Below are 18,379 nucleotides of genomic sequence, written 5' to 3'. Positions count from 1 at the left end.
TAGTACATGGACTTAGCCACAGTTTTTTCATGGGAATCTTGGAATCCGATATTCAGTCGCAGCTTCATCAGCTGAGTTGTCAACTCGACCAACTCAGGCTGGCACATCGTGATACTTCGCTCAAATTTAAGCGAGAGCAGCAAGTTCTGAAGCGAGTTGTGGCATCATTGACCTCTGCATGTCAGGGTTCAAGCACGCAAGTCACAAACTACTTGCTTGAAATTCAGCGAGAATTAGAACACCAAACAGATATCAGCTCACTGATTCCCCGCCTTGCAATATTAGAACGACTACTAAAACAACAGTCTATGGCGATGGAAAAACAAAACAGTTATCTTGATGAGCAGATAAAGCACAGTGGTGAAACGCTTCAGCGAATCACCGGTTTGCCTGCGCAACTCAAACGTGAACTACGTAATCTGATGAGCTTTTCAGAGGTTTATGCTGGTAAAAAAGTGGACCAAGCAGTAAAGCTTCTCAGCATTTACGAACGCGCACTTAAAATAATTACCTCTAACTCACGTCTTAATTTAGGTGAACTCGAAAACTCGCCTGATAAGTCACAATTAGAGTGTCTTGCTTCTGATCTGCAATACACGATTACGGAGCTAGACTTTGAAGGTGAATCTGGAGAGCAACTACTCGATATTCGAGCTAAGCTTCTGCTAGGTGTAAACGCAGAGTCACTAATTGAACTCACGTTGAATACACTAAAACTGGTTATTGAAGCAACCAAATTTGAGCGTAAGTCTTCTGAGCAATTCCTCGATCAGCTGAATACTTCCCTCTCTTCCAATTTAAAAACAGCACATCAAAATGTCGATCAACACCAAACCTATTTTGAGCACCGACAGGACCTAAATTCAGAGCTTTCTTCGTTAGTGGATCGAACTAAAACGACGCTCGATCAAGCTGCAGAACTGGAAGCACTCAAAGCTGACATGTCACCATTACTGGCTCAAATCGCTTCATTAACTGAAAGGTTAAAAATGACAGAAGAGCGTGAGCAGGCTCTTCAAGAACGCCTAAGCTACAGTAAAAACCAGCTTGAAGCCGTATTCGAGACTACCCAAGATTATCGTCGTCGATTGGAAGATCAGGCTCAGCGTATGCTGCTAGATCCACTGACTAAGGTGTACAACCGAGCAGCATTTAATGATCGCTTGGAATTAGAATACCGTCGCTGGATTCGCTCTCAACAAAATCTGCGCGTCGTGCTGTTTGATGTCGATAACTTCAAAGCGGTTAATGATAGCTATGGTTACACAGCAGGTGACAAGGCATTGAAGATCCTTGCTCGCACGATGAGAAAACGCATCTCCGATACCGATACTGTCGGACGCTTTGGTGGAGAAGAATTTATCTTGTTGATCCCTGATCAAAGCGAAGAATACACGCTTGATTTACTCAAGCAGATCCAACGAGATGTGAGCCAACTACCGTTTAAGTTCCGAGAACAAAACATCATGATTACGCTGACTGCCGTATCAACCAGCTTTAAAGAGTCAGATAGCCCTGAATACGTGTTGGATCGATTAGGCAGGATGCTAAAAGAGACGAAACAAAGAGGCACCAACCAAGTAAGTTGGAACTAACCAATTGTTCAAAAAAACACCGAACAGACTGCTATCGCTGTCTGTTTTACTATATAGCCTTCAAATTTCAAAGAGTTATCACATTTCTTCTCTACTTGTCTGCTAAGCTGTTTAAACGCTATAAAACAATAACTGCCAACCGCTAAGTAAAACAAAACGTATAAGTGAATTAAGTGGCTTGGTTCCTACCCTTAGAAGAAAGCATTAGCAAGGAGGCATTATGATTACCCATATAAGCCCCGCAGGTAGCATGGATTTGCTATCACAACTCGAAGTTGAACGTCTTAAAAAAACAGCATCCAGTGACCTTTATCAGCTCTATCGCAACTGTACGCTCGCTGTCCTCAACTCGGGAAGTCATACCGATAACTCAAAAGAGTTATTGGACAAATACCTATCGTTCGATGTGAATGTGGTTCGACGTGAGCGAGGGATCAAACTTGAACTCACCAATCCACCAGAGCACGCGTTCGTTGACGGTGAGATCATCAAAGGTATTCAAGAACACTTGTTTTCTGTATTGCGCGACATCGTATACGTGAACATGCACTTAGCGGACAACCAACGCCTTAACCTTACCAATGCCACTCACATTACCAACCTCGTATTTGGCATCTTGCGTAATGCCGGCGCTCTGACTCCTGGTATCGAGCCAAACCTAGTAGTGTGTTGGGGTGGTCACTCGATCAATGCTACCGAATACCAATACACTCGTGAAGTGGGTAACGAGCTTGGCCTGCGTGAACTGAATATCTGCACGGGCTGCGGTCCTGGCGCGATGGAAGGCCCAATGAAAGGCGCTGCAATTGGTCATGCCAAACAGCGTTACACAGACCAACGCTACCTTGGTTTGACAGAGCCATCAATCATTGCAGCCGAGCCACCAAACCCAATCGTCAATGAACTGGTCATCATGCCAGATATCGAGAAACGTCTTGAAGCCTTCGTTCGTATGGCGCATGGCATTGTCATCTTCCCTGGTGGTCCTGGTACCGCCGAAGAGCTACTGTATATCTTGGGTATCATGATGCACCCAGAAAATGCCGACCATCCAATGCCAATCGTGCTGACGGGCCCGAAAGAGAGCGAAGCCTACTTCCGCTCAATCGATGCCTTTATAGCTGATACCCTTGGCGAAGAAGGTCAGAAACACTATCAAATTGTGATTGATGATCCTGCAGAAGTTGCTCGTATAATGAAGCGTTCAATGGAAGACGTCCGTCAGCATCGTAAAGAGAAAGGCGACGCCTACAGCTTTAACTGGTCTCTGAAAATTGAACCCGAATTCCAACTGCCATTCGAGCCAACTCATGATGCTATGGCAAGCCTAAACTTGAACATCAATCAGCAACCTCAAGTGTTAGCCGCTAGCCTACGACAAGCGTTTTCTGGCATTGTAGCAGGTAATGTCAAGGCTGAAGGGATTAGAGAAATCGAACGCAAAGGCCCATTTACCATCAATGGTGATCCTGTATTGATGAAAAAACTCGATAAGCTATTGAAGGACTTTGTTGACCAACACCGCATGAAACTACCAGGTAAAACAGCTTATGAGCCTTGCTATCGAATTGCCCATCAAGAAAATGGTGGTCGATAGATAACTCAGCTTTGGTTACACTAGGGGCATTACGCCCCTTTTTTATTGCTAAGTCATTATGTCTATTCATCTTGTTATTATTGATGCTCTCAACCTGATCCGCCGCGTGCACTCTGCACAACCCGATCCTACTGACATAGCAAGAACCATTACCACAACAGGCAGAACGCTGACTCGCATCCTGTCTGAAGCGCAGCCAACCCACATCATCGCAGTATTTGATCATCACGAACAAGACCGTGGCTGGAGAGCGAAGATCCTTCCCGATTACAAACAAAAACGTAAGCCGATGCCAGAGCCACTCATGCAAGGTTTAGACGCAATCCAACAAGCGTGGTGGGAGCAAGGTATCGACTCATTGCTGTCTGAAGGTGATGAGGCGGATGATTTAGTTGCGACACTGGCAACCAAGGTAGCCAGCCACGGTGAGAAAGTGACGATTGTTTCCACTGACAAAGGATATTGCCAACTGCTTTCCCCTACTCTACAAATTCGAGACTACTTTCAACATCGTTGGTTGGATGAACCGTTTATCGAAAAAGAGTTTGGCGTAAAACCAAGTCAACTTGCCGACTACTGGGGCTTAACGGGTATCAGCTCAAGCCAAGTGCCGGGCGTGCCTGGTGTGGGACCAAAGGCTGCCAAAGAAATTCTGACTCAGTTTGAGGATATTGAAGCAGCATACGCCAGTGAAGAGCTGGTGCCAAAGTACCGTAAAAAGCTGAACGAACACATTGAGTCAGCACGTTTGTGCAAGCAAGTAGCTGCGTTGAAATGCGATATCGAACTCGGCTTTAACCTGCAAGACATTCGCTTTACAGGGCCAAATAAAACGGAATAGAGACTCGACTTGAGATCAAAAAAAAAGCGCCTGCATAAGGCGCTTTTTTGATTCTGTTCTACCACATAGAAACGTTAGCTTAGTGTGGTGATATATTAGACAGACACTGAATGTGAATCGTGATTTCTTCGCGATCATGGTACAGGTGTTTTGCTTGCAGCTTGAACTTCACCTTATTCTCAATCAGGAACATTTTTAGGTTTTCAAGATCTTGCAACACTTCGTCGTAGCGACCTTTCATTGGTAGCTTAAGGTTGAAGATCGCTTCTTTCGCCCAACCTTTTAGCAGCCACTGCCCCATCAGGTGCGCCACGCGTGCAGGCTTCTCAACCATATCACACACAATCCAAGTTACGTTCTTACGGTCTGGCTCAAACTTAAAGCCATCCACCATGTGGTGCTTGATTTGACCCGTTTCCATTAGGCTATCTGCCATCATGCCGTTATCGACACAGTGCACAAACATCGAACGTTTCACCAGTTGGTAAGTCCAACCGCCCGGACATGCACCTAGATCAACCCCCCACATGCCAGGAGCTAAACGCACATCCCACTCTTCACGAGGAATAAACACGTGAAACGCTTCTTCCAGTTTCAGCGTAGAACGGCTTGGCGCATCTGCAGGGAACTTAAGGCGAGGAATGCCCATGAAGAACTGCGAGTTGTTGCCTGGGTAAGAGTAACCCACGTAACAATGACCCGGTGCAACAAAGCAAATATGAAGCACTGGCTTCTTCGCGTTGTCTTTACTCCACATCAGACCTTTACCACGCAATGCTTGACGCATTGGTACGGTAAACTTACGGCAGAACTTCAACAGCTCTTTCGCTTCGTTGGTGTCCGGAGTTTCAATGCGCAGATCGCCACAACGTGGGAAATCTTCAATTTCAGACAGTTGAGCAAGAATAGGGCTGATACGGTCATCGCTTGGTAGCGCTTCAAACTCAGCCGCAACAGCAAACATTTGGCGAGCGAAAATCAGAGCGCTAAAGTCTAAGCCTTTTGCTAGCTTGTCTGCGTCTCCATCTTGGTAACACTCGAAGACAACATAACCTGAGTTTTTCTTCACACGAGGGAAGCCGTACACTTCCAGCTGTGTCGCTTTGTCCTGAATTTCACCAGCACACTCTTTCTCAAAGCCAGAACGGCAATAGAGCATTAGTTGTTTCACTTGGAGACCTCTTTGATATTAAACGCAGCAAAAAAGAACAGACACCAGCCGATCATGAACAAGAATCCTCCCATCGGAGTGATTGGCCCAAACCATTTAATGCCCGTCAGCGCCAGCGCGTAAAGACTGCCGCTAAAACAAAAGATGCCGATGATAAAGCAAATCGCGGCAATGAAAAAATACTTTTGTGCTTTTTGTCCCAAATTGAGCAACAGCAAAATCGCACAAAATGCGATAGCCAAAGTATGGATGAACTGGTACAAAACGCCGGTTTCAAATACGCCAAGTAAATAAGACGATAACTTCGCTTGCAAACCATGTGCAGCAAATGCACCTAATGCCACCGAGGTTAAGCCAGAAATGCCTGTAAAGGAGAGTAACCACTTACTTTTCACCGTACACCTCTTTAATAAATACTGCCAACTGATCTACCGTTGACGCAATATTACCGGCTTCTGTATAGCCTGAACTCTTACGAGGCTTAAAGCTGTGGTCACCATCTGGCAAAAAGCTCACTTTCACTTGCTCAGACAGCGCAAAGCCATCGAACTCTTCGCGCTTACCGAACGTATCGCGCTCACCTTGCAGAATTAGAGTTGGCTTTTCAATGCCCGCAAGGTGTTCACCTTTGTATTTTTCTGGCTTACCCGGAGGATGGAAAGGAAAGCCTAAACAAGCAATGCCCGCTACCAACTCATTGTCTGCGAGTAAGCTCGACATGCGACCACCCATCGACTTACCGCCAATCACGATTGGCTGCGAGGTAAAGTGAGTGAGCACTTCTTCATAAGCTTCAAGCAGCTTTGGCGCACGATCTGGTGGACGCTTCTTGCCGTCTTCAGCTCGCTTAACCATATAAGGGAAATTAAAACGCACCACGCGTATACCCTGCTCAACTAATCCTTTGGTGACGGCAGTCATGAAATCGTGTTCCATGCCCGCCCCAGCACCGTGAGCAAAGATAAAAAGTGGTCCGTTTTCAGGCCCCTCAGCTATCCAATGGCTCATCCAATACTTCCTCTTGTTCTTTTCTCGCAGTTGCCAACATCCAGTCTCTAAACGTTGCAATACGTCCCATGTCCGCTTGCTGTTCGTGGCACACCACGTAGAAGGCATTCTTCGATACCAATACCTCATCAAATGGCGCAATCAAGCGCCCCGCTTCCATTTCAGGTTTGGCGAGTACGTTATTTCCTAGGGCGACACCTTGTCCGTGCGCAGCCGCTTGAAGCACCATGGTTGAGTGACTGAAAATCGGACCATGATTTACATTAATGCCTTCAATATTTTGTTGACGAGCGAACTGCTTCCAATCTTTACGAGAGGTATCATGTAACAAGGTGTGTAATTTAAGGTCACTTAGAGATTCTAATGGTTTGTTACCTAAAAGTAACGAAGGTGAACAAAGTGGGATCAAAAACTCTTGGTAAAGTTTATCGGCACGCAAACCCGGCCAATTACCACGACCATAGTAGATAGCGACATCAACATCATCAGTCAGTGAACCTTCATCCATATCCACCGCTTTAATACGCACATCGATATCTGGTTCTTGGGTATTAAAATCGGCCAAACGAGGCACAAGCCACTGGATAGCAAAACTTGGTGGCAAACTGATGGTCAGCGCACCTTTTTCGCTACGTTCCAATACCTTATCGGTCGCTTCTGCGATCGATGTAAAGATATCTTTAATGTCTAGGAAGTAACTTTGTCCCTCTTCTGTGAGCAACAATGAGCGATTACGACGACGGAAAAGTTTCAAAGATAGGAATTCTTCAAGGGCTTTGATCTGGTGACTTACAGCCGCTTGTGTAACAAATAGCTCTTCAGCCGCACGAGTAAAACTAAGATGGCGAGCAGCCGCTTCAAAAACGCGAAGTGAATTCAACGGAGGCAATCTGCGAGACATTATGGGACCTCAAGTAGGATTAGTTTTTTTTATCTGAAACATTATAAAATGTCCGTTGTCGAACAGCCAGATAAATTCTATATTTCATCCCGCAACGCGAGCCTGAACGGCTTGATTCTTTTTAGAATCAATTGGCTTGCTGTTGCGATGTTGTGTTTGCAAACTCGTATTTCGAGTTAGGTAGATTTCTACCATGATGTTTTGTTTACAACTCCCTGTGACAAAACAGATACTTCCTGTATTTATTTTGACCTGTCTGTCAAATTTCTTACACCGCCTTATTAGGCGGTGTTTTTTTATCTAAATATCTCATCTTCCATCCTCTTCAAAAACTGGCAGCAATCTCACTCGTTCTTCCTTATTTCGGATTAATTATCGTTATATCAATACAAGTTCCAAAGAGTGCGATTGAGTTCAATCTTATCACTTCATAAAGATAAATTTTGCGCGTGCTAAAACGAAAAAAGCGCAAACTGATTTCTCAATTTGCGCTTTCATGGCTATCTGGGTTACAACACGATTATGGTCGGTAAACCTTCACGTTGTTGAAGCCTTGTTCTTGCAAGTAAAGCGCTTGCAGACGGCTCATCACACCACGGTCACAGTACAGTAGATATGTTTTAGTTTGGTCTAAATCACCAAACTGCGTACCCAGCTTGTAGAATGGGATGTGTTTAACATCAACGCCATCGATTTCTAGTGGGCTGTCGTCTTCCTCTTCAGGGCTACGAATATCCAATACGATTGCGTGCTCTTCTACGGCTTGTACTTGCTCAACTTCTGGAGCGGCTTGCTCAGACTCTTTCGCGATGTCACGAATATCCATCATGCGGGCTTCTTGAACCACCTGCTCAAGAATGCTGAAGTCGAATTTCTCTTCTTCGGCTTCTAGCTTACCTTTCACCGCTTTCACTGTCGGCTTCTTAGAGATAACCCCGCAGTATTCTGGCATTGTTTTCGCGAAGTCTTCTGTACCGATTTCACGTGCAAGATTGATGATGTCTTCTTTATCCCAGTTGATAAGCGGACGAAGAATTAATGTATCGGTTACGTTGTCGATGTGGCGTAGGTTAGTCAGTGTTTGGCTAGATACCTGACCTAGCGCTTCACCGGTCACCAATGCTTCGATCTTCATTCTTTGAGCGACCATACCCGCAGCACGCATAAACATACGCTTCAGGATCACGCCCATTTGGCCATCGTCGACTTTCTCTAGAATTTCAGCCACTACTGGTTCGAAATCAATAGAGATGAAGCGGACTTTTGCCGAAGAGCCATATTTATTCCATAGGTAGTGAGAAACCTGCTTAACGCCGATTTCATGAGCTGGGCCACCTAGGTTAAAGAAGCAGTAATGTACTTTTGAACCACGTTTGATGTGTAGGTAGCTAGAAACACCAGAATCGAAGCCACCAGAAATCAGGCTTAGTACGTCTTCTTGTGTGCCTAGAGGGAAACCACCTAGACCTTTATGACGAGCCAATACTTGGTTTAGTTTGTCATTAGATACTTCAATCTTGATCGTTACATCTGGGTTATGTAGCTTCACGCTCGCGCTCTCAACCGCTTGGTTCAGACCGCCGCCAACATAACGCTCTAGCTCAATAGAAGTAAAGTCATGCTTACCACGACGCTTCGCACGTACCACGAAGGTCTTGTTTTCGATCGATGCACCGCTTAGTTCAAGAACTTGCTCGTAAATATCGTGCAGATCTTTGAATTCTGTCTGTTTCACTTCAAGAGAGTGGTGAATACCCGGCGTATGTGTCAGGATTTCCAATACTTCAGCGTGAAACTCATCACTTTCAGAGGTCACTTCAATGTGATCACGACGGTTGAATACCGCGACTGATTCCGTACGGCTCTTAACGATGTTACGAATGTTGCACTCTAAAATCTTTGTGAAGCGCTTGCGCACAGATTCACTTTTTACAAAAATTTCTGGATGGGGCTTTACAATAAATTTCATAGTCTAATTCGCAGGTTAGTTTCGCAATCAACAATGAGTGACACTCACCATAACTGTACAACCAAATAAAAGTACGTATTGAATTCTCTTATTGGTCAGTTTTAAGAGTATGAGCTCACTTTAAGGGCGCAAGATTATACACCTAAGCGGATTGGAAAGACAAAAAAAGCGAGCCATCAGCTCGCTTTTGTTCATTATGTCGTGAAGGGGTTTAGTGCACGGCAGGCACTTCATCACTATAAAGAGGCTCACCCTGCATGATACTAATTTCAACCCGGCGGTTAAGTGCGCGGTTGGCATCTGTATCATTAGGAGCAACAGGCTCAGTATCCGCCATCCCTCTAACGCGTAGACGTTGATGTGAGAATCCTCTAACCTTTTCCATCTCTTGAGCCACAGAAACGGCTCGCTGTGATGACAGATCCCAATTCGAGCGATACAACTCAGAATCAAGTCTTTGATTGTCAGTATGCCCAGAGATACGAACAATCCCAGGTACATCTTTTACTAACTCAGCGACTTGTCGTACTAGCGGCCTAAACTTCGGTTGTAGGAATGCTGAGCCTTCAGGAAACGCTCCTTTCTCTCTGATTCGAATCACAATTTGCTGGCCAAGGTTCTCAACCTCGATAGCACCTTGTTCAATCTCCCTCTCCAACGCTTTCTTGATGCTTTCCATCAAGGTCTCCATCTCTTGAGACTTAGCTTCTGACTGCTGTTGTTGCTGCATTTCAGCTTCCGAAGATTGATTTGTTTGTGTTGAGGTTTCTGGCGATTGACCACCGGTTAGTTTACCTTGATCACGCTTAGTTCCCCCCGCGCGATCCGATTCCCCTTCATGGAACTCAAGCGTCTGCTGCGTAATGTCCATGGTCTGTTGCATGATGACATCTATTGGCGTTGGCTCGGGACGACCAGGTCTAAATTCTTGCGCGATAATACTGGTACCTTTGGGAATATCCTTCACCTCAAGTTGGTTTTGAACACCAAAGGCAAACTTCATCGAACCTGCGATCTGCTTGAACTTCAGAACATCCATTTCCGAGAACGAAAGCAGAAGTACGAAGAAACACATTAGTAGCGACATCAGGTCAGCGAATGTTCCCATCCACAACGGGAGACCGGGTGGCGGACAATCACATTTTTGATCTTCATCCATTACAGCCCCCTAATTACTCGTCAATCTCAAGAACGCGCTTACCTTCATTGAGGTAGTTCTTCAGGTAACTATCGATAACTCGTGGGTTCTGTCCATCTTGAATCGCCAACACACCGTCCATAATTAGGCGGCGGTTTAATGTCTCTTGATCACGACGCAGAGAAAGCTTGTCAGCAATAGGGAAGAACACCATGTTTGATAACACCGCACCGTATAGGGTGGTCAAAAGTGCTACCGCCATCGCTGGACCGATCGCTTTTGGGTCATCCATGTTCGAAAGCATGGCAACCAGACCTACGAGCGTACCGATCATTCCCATCGCAGGAGCAACGTCACCAAACGCACGAAATACACCTGTGCCTTGGGTATGACGTTCGTCGGTCAGAGCAATATCTTTCTGTAGTGCTGCTCGAACAACTTCTGCATCATGACCATCAACGAGTAAGTCGATACCTTTTTGCATAAAGCTGTTGCTGATCTCCATTTCTTCTAGTGCGAGGAAACCACCTTTACGAGCTGCGTCGGCCATTTCAACAATCTTAGCGATTAAATCTTCTGGCTCGTCCGCTTTAAACATGAAGGCTTTGCCTGCAATTTTTGCTGCTCCAAAGAATTGACCCAATGTGAACTTCATCAACACTACGAAAGCAGAACCGCCCACTACGATTAAGATTGAAGTGACGTCGACAAACATGCCGATACTGCCACCCAAAACCATCGCCATGATTACGAAGGCAAATCCACCTATCAAACCTATTAGGGTTGCTAAATCCACAAAGCACTCCTCATGCTATCTAACTATGCCACTTGAGCAGATTATTACTTGTATCGACACTTAGAACAGTTTTTTTAGAGAAATCTTGGTTAATACATCACAAAATGATCGTTCACTCTCGATTTATATGATCAAGATTGTCTCATCAGAGTCACCTAGAGCCAATTTTGTGACAATTATATAAGGTTAAATTTGACCAAGTTAGTAGGCTAAGGTAACTTGCGTGCATTCATTAGAGGCTTGATTAGGGCAGATAAACGATGGCGGTCAAGAAACCAGAAAACATGACCTTTGAAGCAACCATTGAAGAGCTAGATGGCTTGGTTGATCAACTAGAGAATGGCGATCTTGCCTTAGATGATGCCTTACGCAAATTTGAACGGGGTATTGCACTAGCTCGTGCTGGCCAAATTAAACTGAGTGACGCCGAGCAACGCGTGAGCATTCTTCTTAGTGAAGATGACGAAGCACCACTAAGTGACTTCAACCCAGAGTCAGAATAATAATCAGTAGTGAGCAATGTGATGCAAGAGACATTGACGTCTTATCAACAACGTAATAACCAACAACTCAATCAATGGCTTGAGCAAATGCCTCACCAACAACAGCCATTGATTCAAGCGATGAAGTACGGCTTACTCCTTGGTGGTAAACGTGTTCGTCCTTTCCTTGTTTATATCACGGGCCAAATGCTTGGTTGCCAGCTACACGATCTCGATACACCCGCTTCGGCAATTGAGTGTATTCACGCATACTCTCTTATCCATGATGATTTGCCAGCGATGGATGACGATGAGCTGCGCCGAGGCCAACCGACTTGTCACATAAAATTTGATGAAGCAACAGCGATTCTTACTGGTGACGCACTGCAAACCTTGGCTTTTACTATCATTGCAGAAGGTCAGCTGAATCCAAATGCAGAAAGCCAGCGTATAAAAATGGTGCAATCTTTAGCTCAAGCATCGGGTGCAAATGGTATGTGTGTTGGCCAAGCACTTGATCTTGGTGCAGAGAATCGTCAAGTCACACTTGCTGAGCTAGAAGAGATACACCGAAATAAAACTGGCGCTCTGATTAATTGTGCCGTCAAACTTGGTGCGCTAGCAGCAGGTGAAAAAGGTTTGGAAGTCTTGCCACACTTAGAGCGCTATTCTCAAGCTGTTGGTTTGGCGTTTCAAGTGCAAGACGATATTCTTGATATCATCAGTGATACGGAAACACTAGGGAAACCGCAAGGTTCAGACCAAGAGCTGAACAAAAGCACTTACCCATCTCTACTGGGTTTAGAGGGAGCAATGGAGAAAGCTCACACTCTGTTACAGGAAGCACTTCAAGCATTAGAAGCAATCCCATACAATACTCAGTTACTCGAAGAGTTCGCCCGATATGTCATCGAGCGCAAGAACTAACACAATAAGCGCGCATTTATATGACTCTTGATATTTCAAAGTACCCAACACTGGCGTTAGCAAATACACCGGAAGAGCTACGACTCCTTCCGAAAGAAACATTACCAACTTTGTGCGATGAACTACGCACGTATCTGCTAAATTCAGTGAGTCAATCTAGCGGACACCTAGCGTCCGGCTTAGGCACGGTTGAGCTGACCGTAGCCCTACACTATGTGTATAACACACCGATCGACCAATTAATTTGGGATGTGGGTCATCAAGCTTACCCACACAAAATTCTAACTGGTCGTCGTGACCAAATGCCAACCATCCGCCAAAAAGACGGGCTGCACCCGTTCCCATGGCGTGAAGAGAGCGAGTACGACACGCTATCTGTTGGTCACTCGTCAACTTCTATCAGTGCTGGTCTTGGCATGGCCATCAGCGCAGAGAAAGAAGGAATAGGCCGTAAGGTAGTTAGCGTCATTGGTGATGGAGCAATCACTGCAGGTATGGCATTCGAAGCCATGAACCACGCCGGCGACGTTCATCCCGACATGCTAGTGATTCTGAACGACAACGAAATGTCGATTTCAGAAAACGTAGGCGCATTGAACAATCACCTTGCTAAAGTCCTTTCTGGCAGCTTGTACACCTCTATCCGTGAAGGCGGTAAGAAAGTGCTGTCTGGCGTACCACCAATCAAAGAGTTGGTTCGTCGTACCGAAGAACACTTAAAAGGCATGGTCGTTCCAGGCACGTTATTTGAAGAACTAGGCTTTAACTACATCGGCCCAATCGATGGCCACGATGTCAATGAGCTGGTCAAAACCCTGAAGAACATGCGTGAGCTGAAAGGCCCTCAATTCCTGCATATCATGACCAAGAAAGGTAAAGGTTATGAGCCAGCAGAAAAAGATCCTATCGGCTACCACGGCGTACCAAAGTTCGACCCATCACATAACAGCTTGCCGAAGAGCAGTGGCGGCAAGCCAACCTTCTCTAAGATCTTTGGTGATTTCTTGTGTGACATGGCAGCGCAAGATCCTAAGCTGATGGCGATTACACCAGCGATGCGTGAAGGCTCTGGTATGGTTCGCTTCTCAAAAGAGTACCCTGAACAATACTTTGACGTAGCGATCGCAGAGCAACACGCGGTAACGCTTGCTACCGGTATGGCAATTGCGGGCGATCATCCGATCGTAGCAATCTACTCTACCTTCCTACAACGTGGTTATGATCAACTGATCCACGACGTTGCGATCATGGACTTACCAGTGATGTTCGCTATCGATCGTGCTGGTCTGGTTGGCGCAGACGGCCAAACTCACCAAGGTGCGTTCGACCTTAGCTTTATGCGTTGTATCCCGAACATGGTGATCATGGCGCCGAGTGACGAAAACGAATGTCGTCAAATGCTGTACACAGGTCATAAGCACACAGGCCCAAGTGCGGTTCGTTACCCACGCGGTAGCGGCATGGGCACAGACATTGAACAAGAATTTACTGCGCTTGAAATCGGTAAAGGTCGTGTGGTTCGTAAAGGCGAGAAAGTGGCAATTCTAAGCTTCGGCACCTTCCTAGGTAACGCACTAGAGGCCGCTGAAAACCTAGACGCAACAGTAGCAGACATGCGCTTTGTTAAGCCACTTGATGAAACGTTGATTCGTCAGCTTGCTGCAGAGCACGATGTTCTGGTTACGCTAGAAGAAAATGCGATTGCAGGTGGCGCTGGTGCAGGTGTAATTGAGTTTATGATGCAAGAGAAGATCATCAAGCCAGTACTAAATCTTGGCTTGCCAGATTGCTTCGTTCCTCAAGGTACGCAAGACGAGCTACATGAAGATCTTGGCTTAGATGCAAAAGGCATCGAGAAGTCGATCAACGATTACTTAACTAAGTAAAGTAAACGTAAAAGCAATAAAATCGCGTAAACACAAAAAAGGGATGCTATGGCATCCCTTTTGTTTATTTGTCGATTGGCAGTGCTATGCGATAGGTACTACATCCAACCTGCGTATTTCGCCACTAAAAACAGTGCGATGCCCGCCATAATGCCTGCCACGATATCATCAATCATGATACCTAAGCCGCCGTGAACACGTTTATCCAACCAACCGATTGGCCATGGTTTTACCATGTCAAAGAAGCGGAACAAGATAAAGCCTGTCAGTAGCCACTTCCATTCCGTCACAGGAATATTCAGTGCTGGTACTAGGCTCATGGTGATCCAAAAGCCCGCAAACTCGTCCCATACAATAGAACCATGGTCATGAACGCCCATGTCATCTGATGTCACTTGGCAAATCTTAATGCCAATCACACAAGAGAATAACACCGCAACCACATAAAGTGGGAAAGGCAGTTGTGCCAAAAGCAGAAACAGCGGAATTGAAGCAAGCGTGCCCATTGTGCCTGGCACTACTGGTGATAAACCGCTACCAAAACCTGTCGCCAAAAGATGCCACGGGTTCTTTAATGAAATCAGAGAGAGAGGGTTGGTCATTTCCTTAAACCTATACTGCGAGTTTGGTTTCAATCTTAGGCTAATGCCTAGCTCATATCATTTAAAGTGGTCAAAGCCAGTCAGATCCCAATCAAGGGGTTGATTGTCATCGTGCAGCTCAAACGTGCCTTTTGGTCGAATCTGACCTATGCAAGTGACTTTACAACCAGCATGAGACAATGCGCTTTGCAACGAGCCATTATTTTGCTCAGGCACAGTAAAGCACAATTCATACTCTTCACCACTTGATAAAGCATACTGCTGAGCACTGACCTTATCATCTAAAAATTGAACCAACTCAGAAGAAATTGGTAATTGGGAGACATCTAAACTCACACCAACGTCGGAACGCTTGAGAATGTGTTTGATATCAGAAATTAAACCGTCGGAGATATCAATCGCCGCCGAAGCTAAACCGACCAATGCTTGCCCTGCTAATACGCGAGGTGTACTAAGATAATGTGCTTTCTCAAGCTGCTGCGCTGCAATGCGTGAGCGTAATGAGCCATCCAAAATCACATCAAGCCCTGCTTTTGCATCACCAAGGTCCCCCGTCACATACACCCAGTCACCGACTTTCGCTCCGGAACGAGTCAATGCCCTGCCTTCTGGAACAAAACCTTGTACTGTCAGTGTCAAACTCAGTGGACCTTTCGTCGTATCACCACCAATTAGCTGAATACCAAAGTAATCCGCTAGCTCGAAAAATGCATCACAGAAAGGAGCAAGCCAAGCTTCATCCGGCTCAGGCATGGTTAACGCGAAGCTTACCCACGCAGGCGTTGCGCCCATTGCAGCGAGATCGCTAATATTCGATGCCAGCGCCTTATGTGCTACCCATGCAGGATTAGCATCCGCAAGGAAGTGGGTTCCAGCCACCAATGTATCGGTACTAATGGCAATTTGTACGTTATCTGGCGCTTTCACTAACGCACAGTCGTCACCCGCCGCTAGGTGTACGTCTTTGCGTTGGCTTTGACGCCCAACGAAGTACTTGTCGATCAGATTGAATTCACCAGACATTATTCACTTACTTTTTGATGTAAAAGCTATTGATACAAAAAAGGTCAGCATCTGCTGACCTTTTTATTGAAGAAATTGTTATTTCTTACGTACGTGCGGTGCCGCTTTATCTAGCACACCATTCACAAACTTGTGGCTGTCTTCTGCTGCGAATACTTTTGCAAGTTCAATCGCTTCGTTGATTACCACTTTGTAAGGAACATCTTCGCGACGAGTCATCTCGTACATAGCAAGGCGAAGAAGAGCAAGTTCCATCATGTCTAGGTCTTGCATTGGACGTGACACGTATGGACGGATTTTGCTATCTAGCTCAGAGTGGCTAAGTACAACACCGCTTAGTAGTTCACGGAAGTAAGCTACGTCTGTTTCAGGAGCAGCTAGTGCAGGCTCAGATGCGTGAAGTTCTTCTTCATCGTATTTGTCGCCAGACAAAAACTGTTCTTCGATCGTGGCAACATTGTCTTTAGTAATTTGCCATGAGTAGATCGCTTGTAGAGCGAATTGACGTGCGTTACGACGTGCGGCTGGTTTCACACTGGCCCCCATTAGGAATCAATTTCAGATAGTACGTTAATCATTTCAAGTGCGCTTAGTGCAGCCTCTGCACCTTTATTACCAGCCTTGGTTCCTGCGCGTTCAATCGCTTGATCGATAGTATCAACAGTCAGTACGCCAAATGCTACTGGAAGGCTGTATTCCAGAGAAACTTGTGCAAGACCCTTGTTACATTCACTACAAACATAGTCAAAGTGTGGTGTGCCACCACGAATTACTGTACCTAGTGATACGATAGCATCGTATTTACCAGTCTTAGCAACACGTTGAGCTACCAAAGGCAGTTCTACGGCACCAGGACAACGAACTACTGTAATGTTGTCTTCGCTTACTTGTCCGTGACGCTTTAGTGTATCGATCGCACCAGATAGTAGGCTTTCGTTAATAAAACTGTTGAAACGAGAAATAACGATAGCAATTTTTGCATTTGGCGCTGGGAAGCCACCCTCGATCACTTTCATTAGCTTTCCTTTAACTCTATTTTTAAGTGAAAATTGTTCATCAAGTGAGAATCGCCGGATTCTAGCACAATTTTGTGAGCAATATCTAATGGAAATTGGAAGCGAGTCATTCCTCTTCCGCGGTAAACGAATAAAGAACGTCTACCGCTTAGAGGTTATCGCTTAGTTATTATTCGCAGACATACTCAACCACGTTCAGACCAAAACCGCCTAGTGCGTGGTATTTCTTGTTGGTAGAAGAAAGTAAGCGCATATCGTGAACGCCCAAGTCTGCAAGGATTTGCGAGCCAACACCTACACGGCGAGACGTGCCTTGCTTCTTCGCAAGCGTTGGTGCCTGACCTTTGTCTTGCGCTTCGAACATCTTCACTCGATGGATAAGCAGATCAGTTGATTCTTCATTACCAAGTACAACCAGTACACCACCCTCTTCGCCGATACGCTTCATCGCTTTTTCTAGTGTCCAGCTGCGCTCTGCATTACGGTCACTACGGAGTACATCAGTAAATACATCTTGTAGGTGCACACGAACCAATGGCGCATCTGCAGTTAGATCACCTTTGCACATTGCGTAATGCACTTGGTTATCGATGGTATCTTTGTAAGTCACCAGCGTAAATTCACCGAATTCGGTTGGCAGTGCACATTCAGCAACGCGCTCAATAGTCGTTTCAGTGTTGTTGCGGTACTCAATAAGATCCGCAATGGTACCAAGTTTCAATCCGTGCTTTTCAGCAAACACTTCAAGATCTGGACGACGTGCCATCGTGCCATCGTCATTTAGGATCTCAACGATAACCGAAGCTGGCTCAAGACCTGCTAGACGAGCTAAGTCGCAGCCAGCTTCTGTATGACCAGCACGAGTTAAAACGCCGCCGTCTTGTGCTGCGAGAGGGAAGATATGACCCGGTTGTACTAAGTCAGCCGCTTTTGCATTTGACGCAACGGCAGCTTGTACTGTGCGGGCACGGTCAGCGGCTGAAATACCAGTCGTTACACCTTCAGCGGCTTCAATAGAAACAGTAAAGTTGGTGGTGTATTGCGCGTTGTTGTCTTGCACCATTGGCGGCAGCCCAAGATCCTCACAACGCGCTTTTGTCATGGTTAGACAGATCAAGCCACGACCATGCGTAGCCATAAAGTTGATTGCTTCCGGCGTTATGTGCTCGGCAGCCATGATCAAATCACCTTCATTCTCGCGGTCTTCATCATCCATAAGGATGACCATTTTGCCCGCGCGAATGTCATCAATAATTTCTTGTGGCGTGCTGATAGGCATATTCTGTTTCCCGTTATTCAAAAATTTATTATTGCAGCAGCAATGCTTTTAACGTTTCGGTCAGTCACGTCTACTGGCTTTAGTTAGCAAAGCAGTTTGAAGCTAACCTTCATTAAGTCAATTAACCTGATAACGTTCTGTGATTATG

The 18,379-nt window shown here is 45.7% G+C and carries 18 protein-coding genes; 6 read left to right on the top strand and 12 right to left on the bottom strand.

Features of this window, described 5'->3' with window-relative positions:
• Positions 1-29 precede the first annotated feature (29 nt).
• The 3 genes from ACTS60_RS05595 to xni all read left to right on the top strand — a co-directional run bounded on the left by ACTS60_RS05595 (position 30) and on the right by xni (position 4,033).
• On the top strand, positions 30-1,595 hold the full coding sequence (locus tag ACTS60_RS05595) for a diguanylate cyclase (RefSeq protein ID WP_440887447.1): 1,566 nt from the start codon (positions 30-32) through the stop codon (positions 1,593-1,595).
• Positions 1,596-1,815: 220 nt separating this feature from the next.
• Positions 1,816-3,192 carry a nucleotide 5'-monophosphate nucleosidase PpnN gene (gene ppnN / locus ACTS60_RS05590; protein WP_440887446.1) on the top strand — a complete coding sequence of 459 codons (1,377 nt, stop codon included), beginning with the start codon at positions 1,816-1,818 and terminating at the stop codon, positions 3,190-3,192.
• A 58-nt stretch (positions 3,193-3,250) separates the two neighbouring features.
• Positions 3,251-4,033 carry a flap endonuclease Xni gene (gene xni / locus ACTS60_RS05585; protein WP_440887445.1) on the top strand — a complete coding sequence of 261 codons (783 nt, stop codon included), beginning with the start codon at positions 3,251-3,253 and terminating at the stop codon, positions 4,031-4,033.
• A gap of 79 nt (positions 4,034-4,112) precedes the next feature.
• Here xni and rlmM read toward each other — a convergent pair whose 3' ends face one another.
• The 7 genes from rlmM to pomA form a co-directional block, all read right to left on the bottom strand.
• Positions 4,113-5,204, bottom strand: a complete 1,092-nt coding sequence (gene rlmM / locus ACTS60_RS05580; protein WP_440887444.1) for a 23S rRNA (cytidine(2498)-2'-O)-methyltransferase RlmM — start codon at positions 5,202-5,204, stop codon at positions 4,113-4,115.
• The gene (locus ACTS60_RS05575) at positions 5,201-5,599 is read right to left on the bottom strand and encodes a DUF423 domain-containing protein (RefSeq protein ID WP_440887443.1); all 399 of its coding nucleotides are present in this window, start codon (positions 5,597-5,599) and stop codon (positions 5,201-5,203) included. Before ACTS60_RS05575 ends, rlmM begins: the two co-directional genes overlap by 4 nt.
• Positions 5,589-6,212, bottom strand: coding sequence for an alpha/beta family hydrolase (locus ACTS60_RS05570; protein ID WP_440887442.1), 624 nt, complete (start codon positions 6,210-6,212; stop codon positions 5,589-5,591). Before ACTS60_RS05570 ends, ACTS60_RS05575 begins: the two co-directional genes overlap by 11 nt.
• A complete protein-coding gene (locus ACTS60_RS05565; protein WP_274878233.1) occupies positions 6,193-7,113 on the bottom strand; it encodes a transcriptional regulator GcvA in 921 nt (306 codons plus the stop codon). Before ACTS60_RS05565 ends, ACTS60_RS05570 begins: the two co-directional genes overlap by 20 nt.
• A 520-nt stretch (positions 7,114-7,633) precedes the next feature.
• Positions 7,634-9,082, bottom strand: a complete 1,449-nt coding sequence (gene thiI, locus ACTS60_RS05560; protein ID WP_440887441.1) for a tRNA uracil 4-sulfurtransferase ThiI — start codon at positions 9,080-9,082, stop codon at positions 7,634-7,636.
• Between the two features lie 211 nt (positions 9,083-9,293).
• A complete protein-coding gene (locus ACTS60_RS05555; protein ID WP_440887440.1) occupies positions 9,294-10,241 on the bottom strand; it encodes a flagellar motor protein MotB in 948 nt (315 codons plus the stop codon).
• A gap of 13 nt (positions 10,242-10,254) precedes the next feature.
• Positions 10,255-11,016 (bottom strand): flagellar motor protein PomA, encoded by a 762-nt coding sequence (gene pomA / locus ACTS60_RS05550; protein ID WP_088881250.1) that lies wholly within the window; start codon positions 11,014-11,016, stop codon positions 10,255-10,257.
• Between the two features lie 260 nt (positions 11,017-11,276).
• Here pomA and xseB point away from each other — a divergent pair, with 260 nt between their 5' ends.
• From xseB to dxs, 3 genes are read left to right on the top strand one after another with little or no spacing between them, the layout of a single operon-like run.
• Positions 11,277-11,519, top strand: a complete 243-nt coding sequence (gene xseB, locus ACTS60_RS05545; protein WP_440887439.1) for an exodeoxyribonuclease VII small subunit — start codon at positions 11,277-11,279, stop codon at positions 11,517-11,519.
• Between the two features lie 21 nt (positions 11,520-11,540).
• Positions 11,541-12,425, top strand: a complete 885-nt coding sequence (ispA, locus tag ACTS60_RS05540; RefSeq protein WP_440887438.1) for a (2E,6E)-farnesyl diphosphate synthase — start codon at positions 11,541-11,543, stop codon at positions 12,423-12,425.
• 20 nt (positions 12,426-12,445) lie between these two features.
• Complete coding sequence (gene dxs, locus ACTS60_RS05535) at positions 12,446-14,311, top strand: 1-deoxy-D-xylulose-5-phosphate synthase (RefSeq protein WP_440887437.1); 1,866 nt, start codon at positions 12,446-12,448, stop codon at positions 14,309-14,311.
• A 98-nt stretch (positions 14,312-14,409) separates the two neighbouring features.
• Here the strand turns inward: dxs and pgpA are convergent, their stop codons facing one another.
• From pgpA to ribBA, 5 genes are all read right to left on the bottom strand, one after another.
• Positions 14,410-14,913, bottom strand: a complete 504-nt coding sequence (gene pgpA / locus ACTS60_RS05530; protein ID WP_010446353.1) for a phosphatidylglycerophosphatase A — start codon at positions 14,911-14,913, stop codon at positions 14,410-14,412.
• A 57-nt stretch (positions 14,914-14,970) separates the two neighbouring features.
• Positions 14,971-15,936: a thiamine-phosphate kinase gene (thiL, locus tag ACTS60_RS05525; RefSeq protein ID WP_010446352.1), complete on the bottom strand. Its 966-nt coding sequence runs from the start codon at positions 15,934-15,936 to the stop codon at positions 14,971-14,973.
• 78 nt (positions 15,937-16,014) lie between these two features.
• On the bottom strand, positions 16,015-16,482 hold the full coding sequence (gene nusB, locus ACTS60_RS05520; RefSeq protein WP_005440182.1) for a transcription antitermination factor NusB: 468 nt from the start codon (positions 16,480-16,482) through the stop codon (positions 16,015-16,017).
• Complete coding sequence (gene ribH / locus ACTS60_RS05515) at positions 16,482-16,952, bottom strand: 6,7-dimethyl-8-ribityllumazine synthase (RefSeq protein ID WP_005440184.1); 471 nt, start codon at positions 16,950-16,952, stop codon at positions 16,482-16,484. The genes nusB and ribH overlap by 1 nt, the downstream gene beginning before the upstream one ends.
• A gap of 169 nt (positions 16,953-17,121) precedes the next feature.
• Positions 17,122-18,231 carry a bifunctional 3,4-dihydroxy-2-butanone-4-phosphate synthase/GTP cyclohydrolase II gene (gene ribBA, locus ACTS60_RS05510; protein WP_440887436.1) on the bottom strand — a complete coding sequence of 370 codons (1,110 nt, stop codon included), beginning with the start codon at positions 18,229-18,231 and terminating at the stop codon, positions 17,122-17,124.
• Positions 18,232-18,379: the final 148 nt, after the last annotated feature.

Source organism: Vibrio sp. WZ-1, assembly GCF_052037695.1.
In the GTDB taxonomy this organism is placed as follows: domain Bacteria; phylum Pseudomonadota; class Gammaproteobacteria; order Enterobacterales; family Vibrionaceae; genus Vibrio.
The sequence above is the reverse complement of the archived record's forward strand: the minus strand, read 5'-3'. Positions and strand labels throughout refer to the sequence as shown.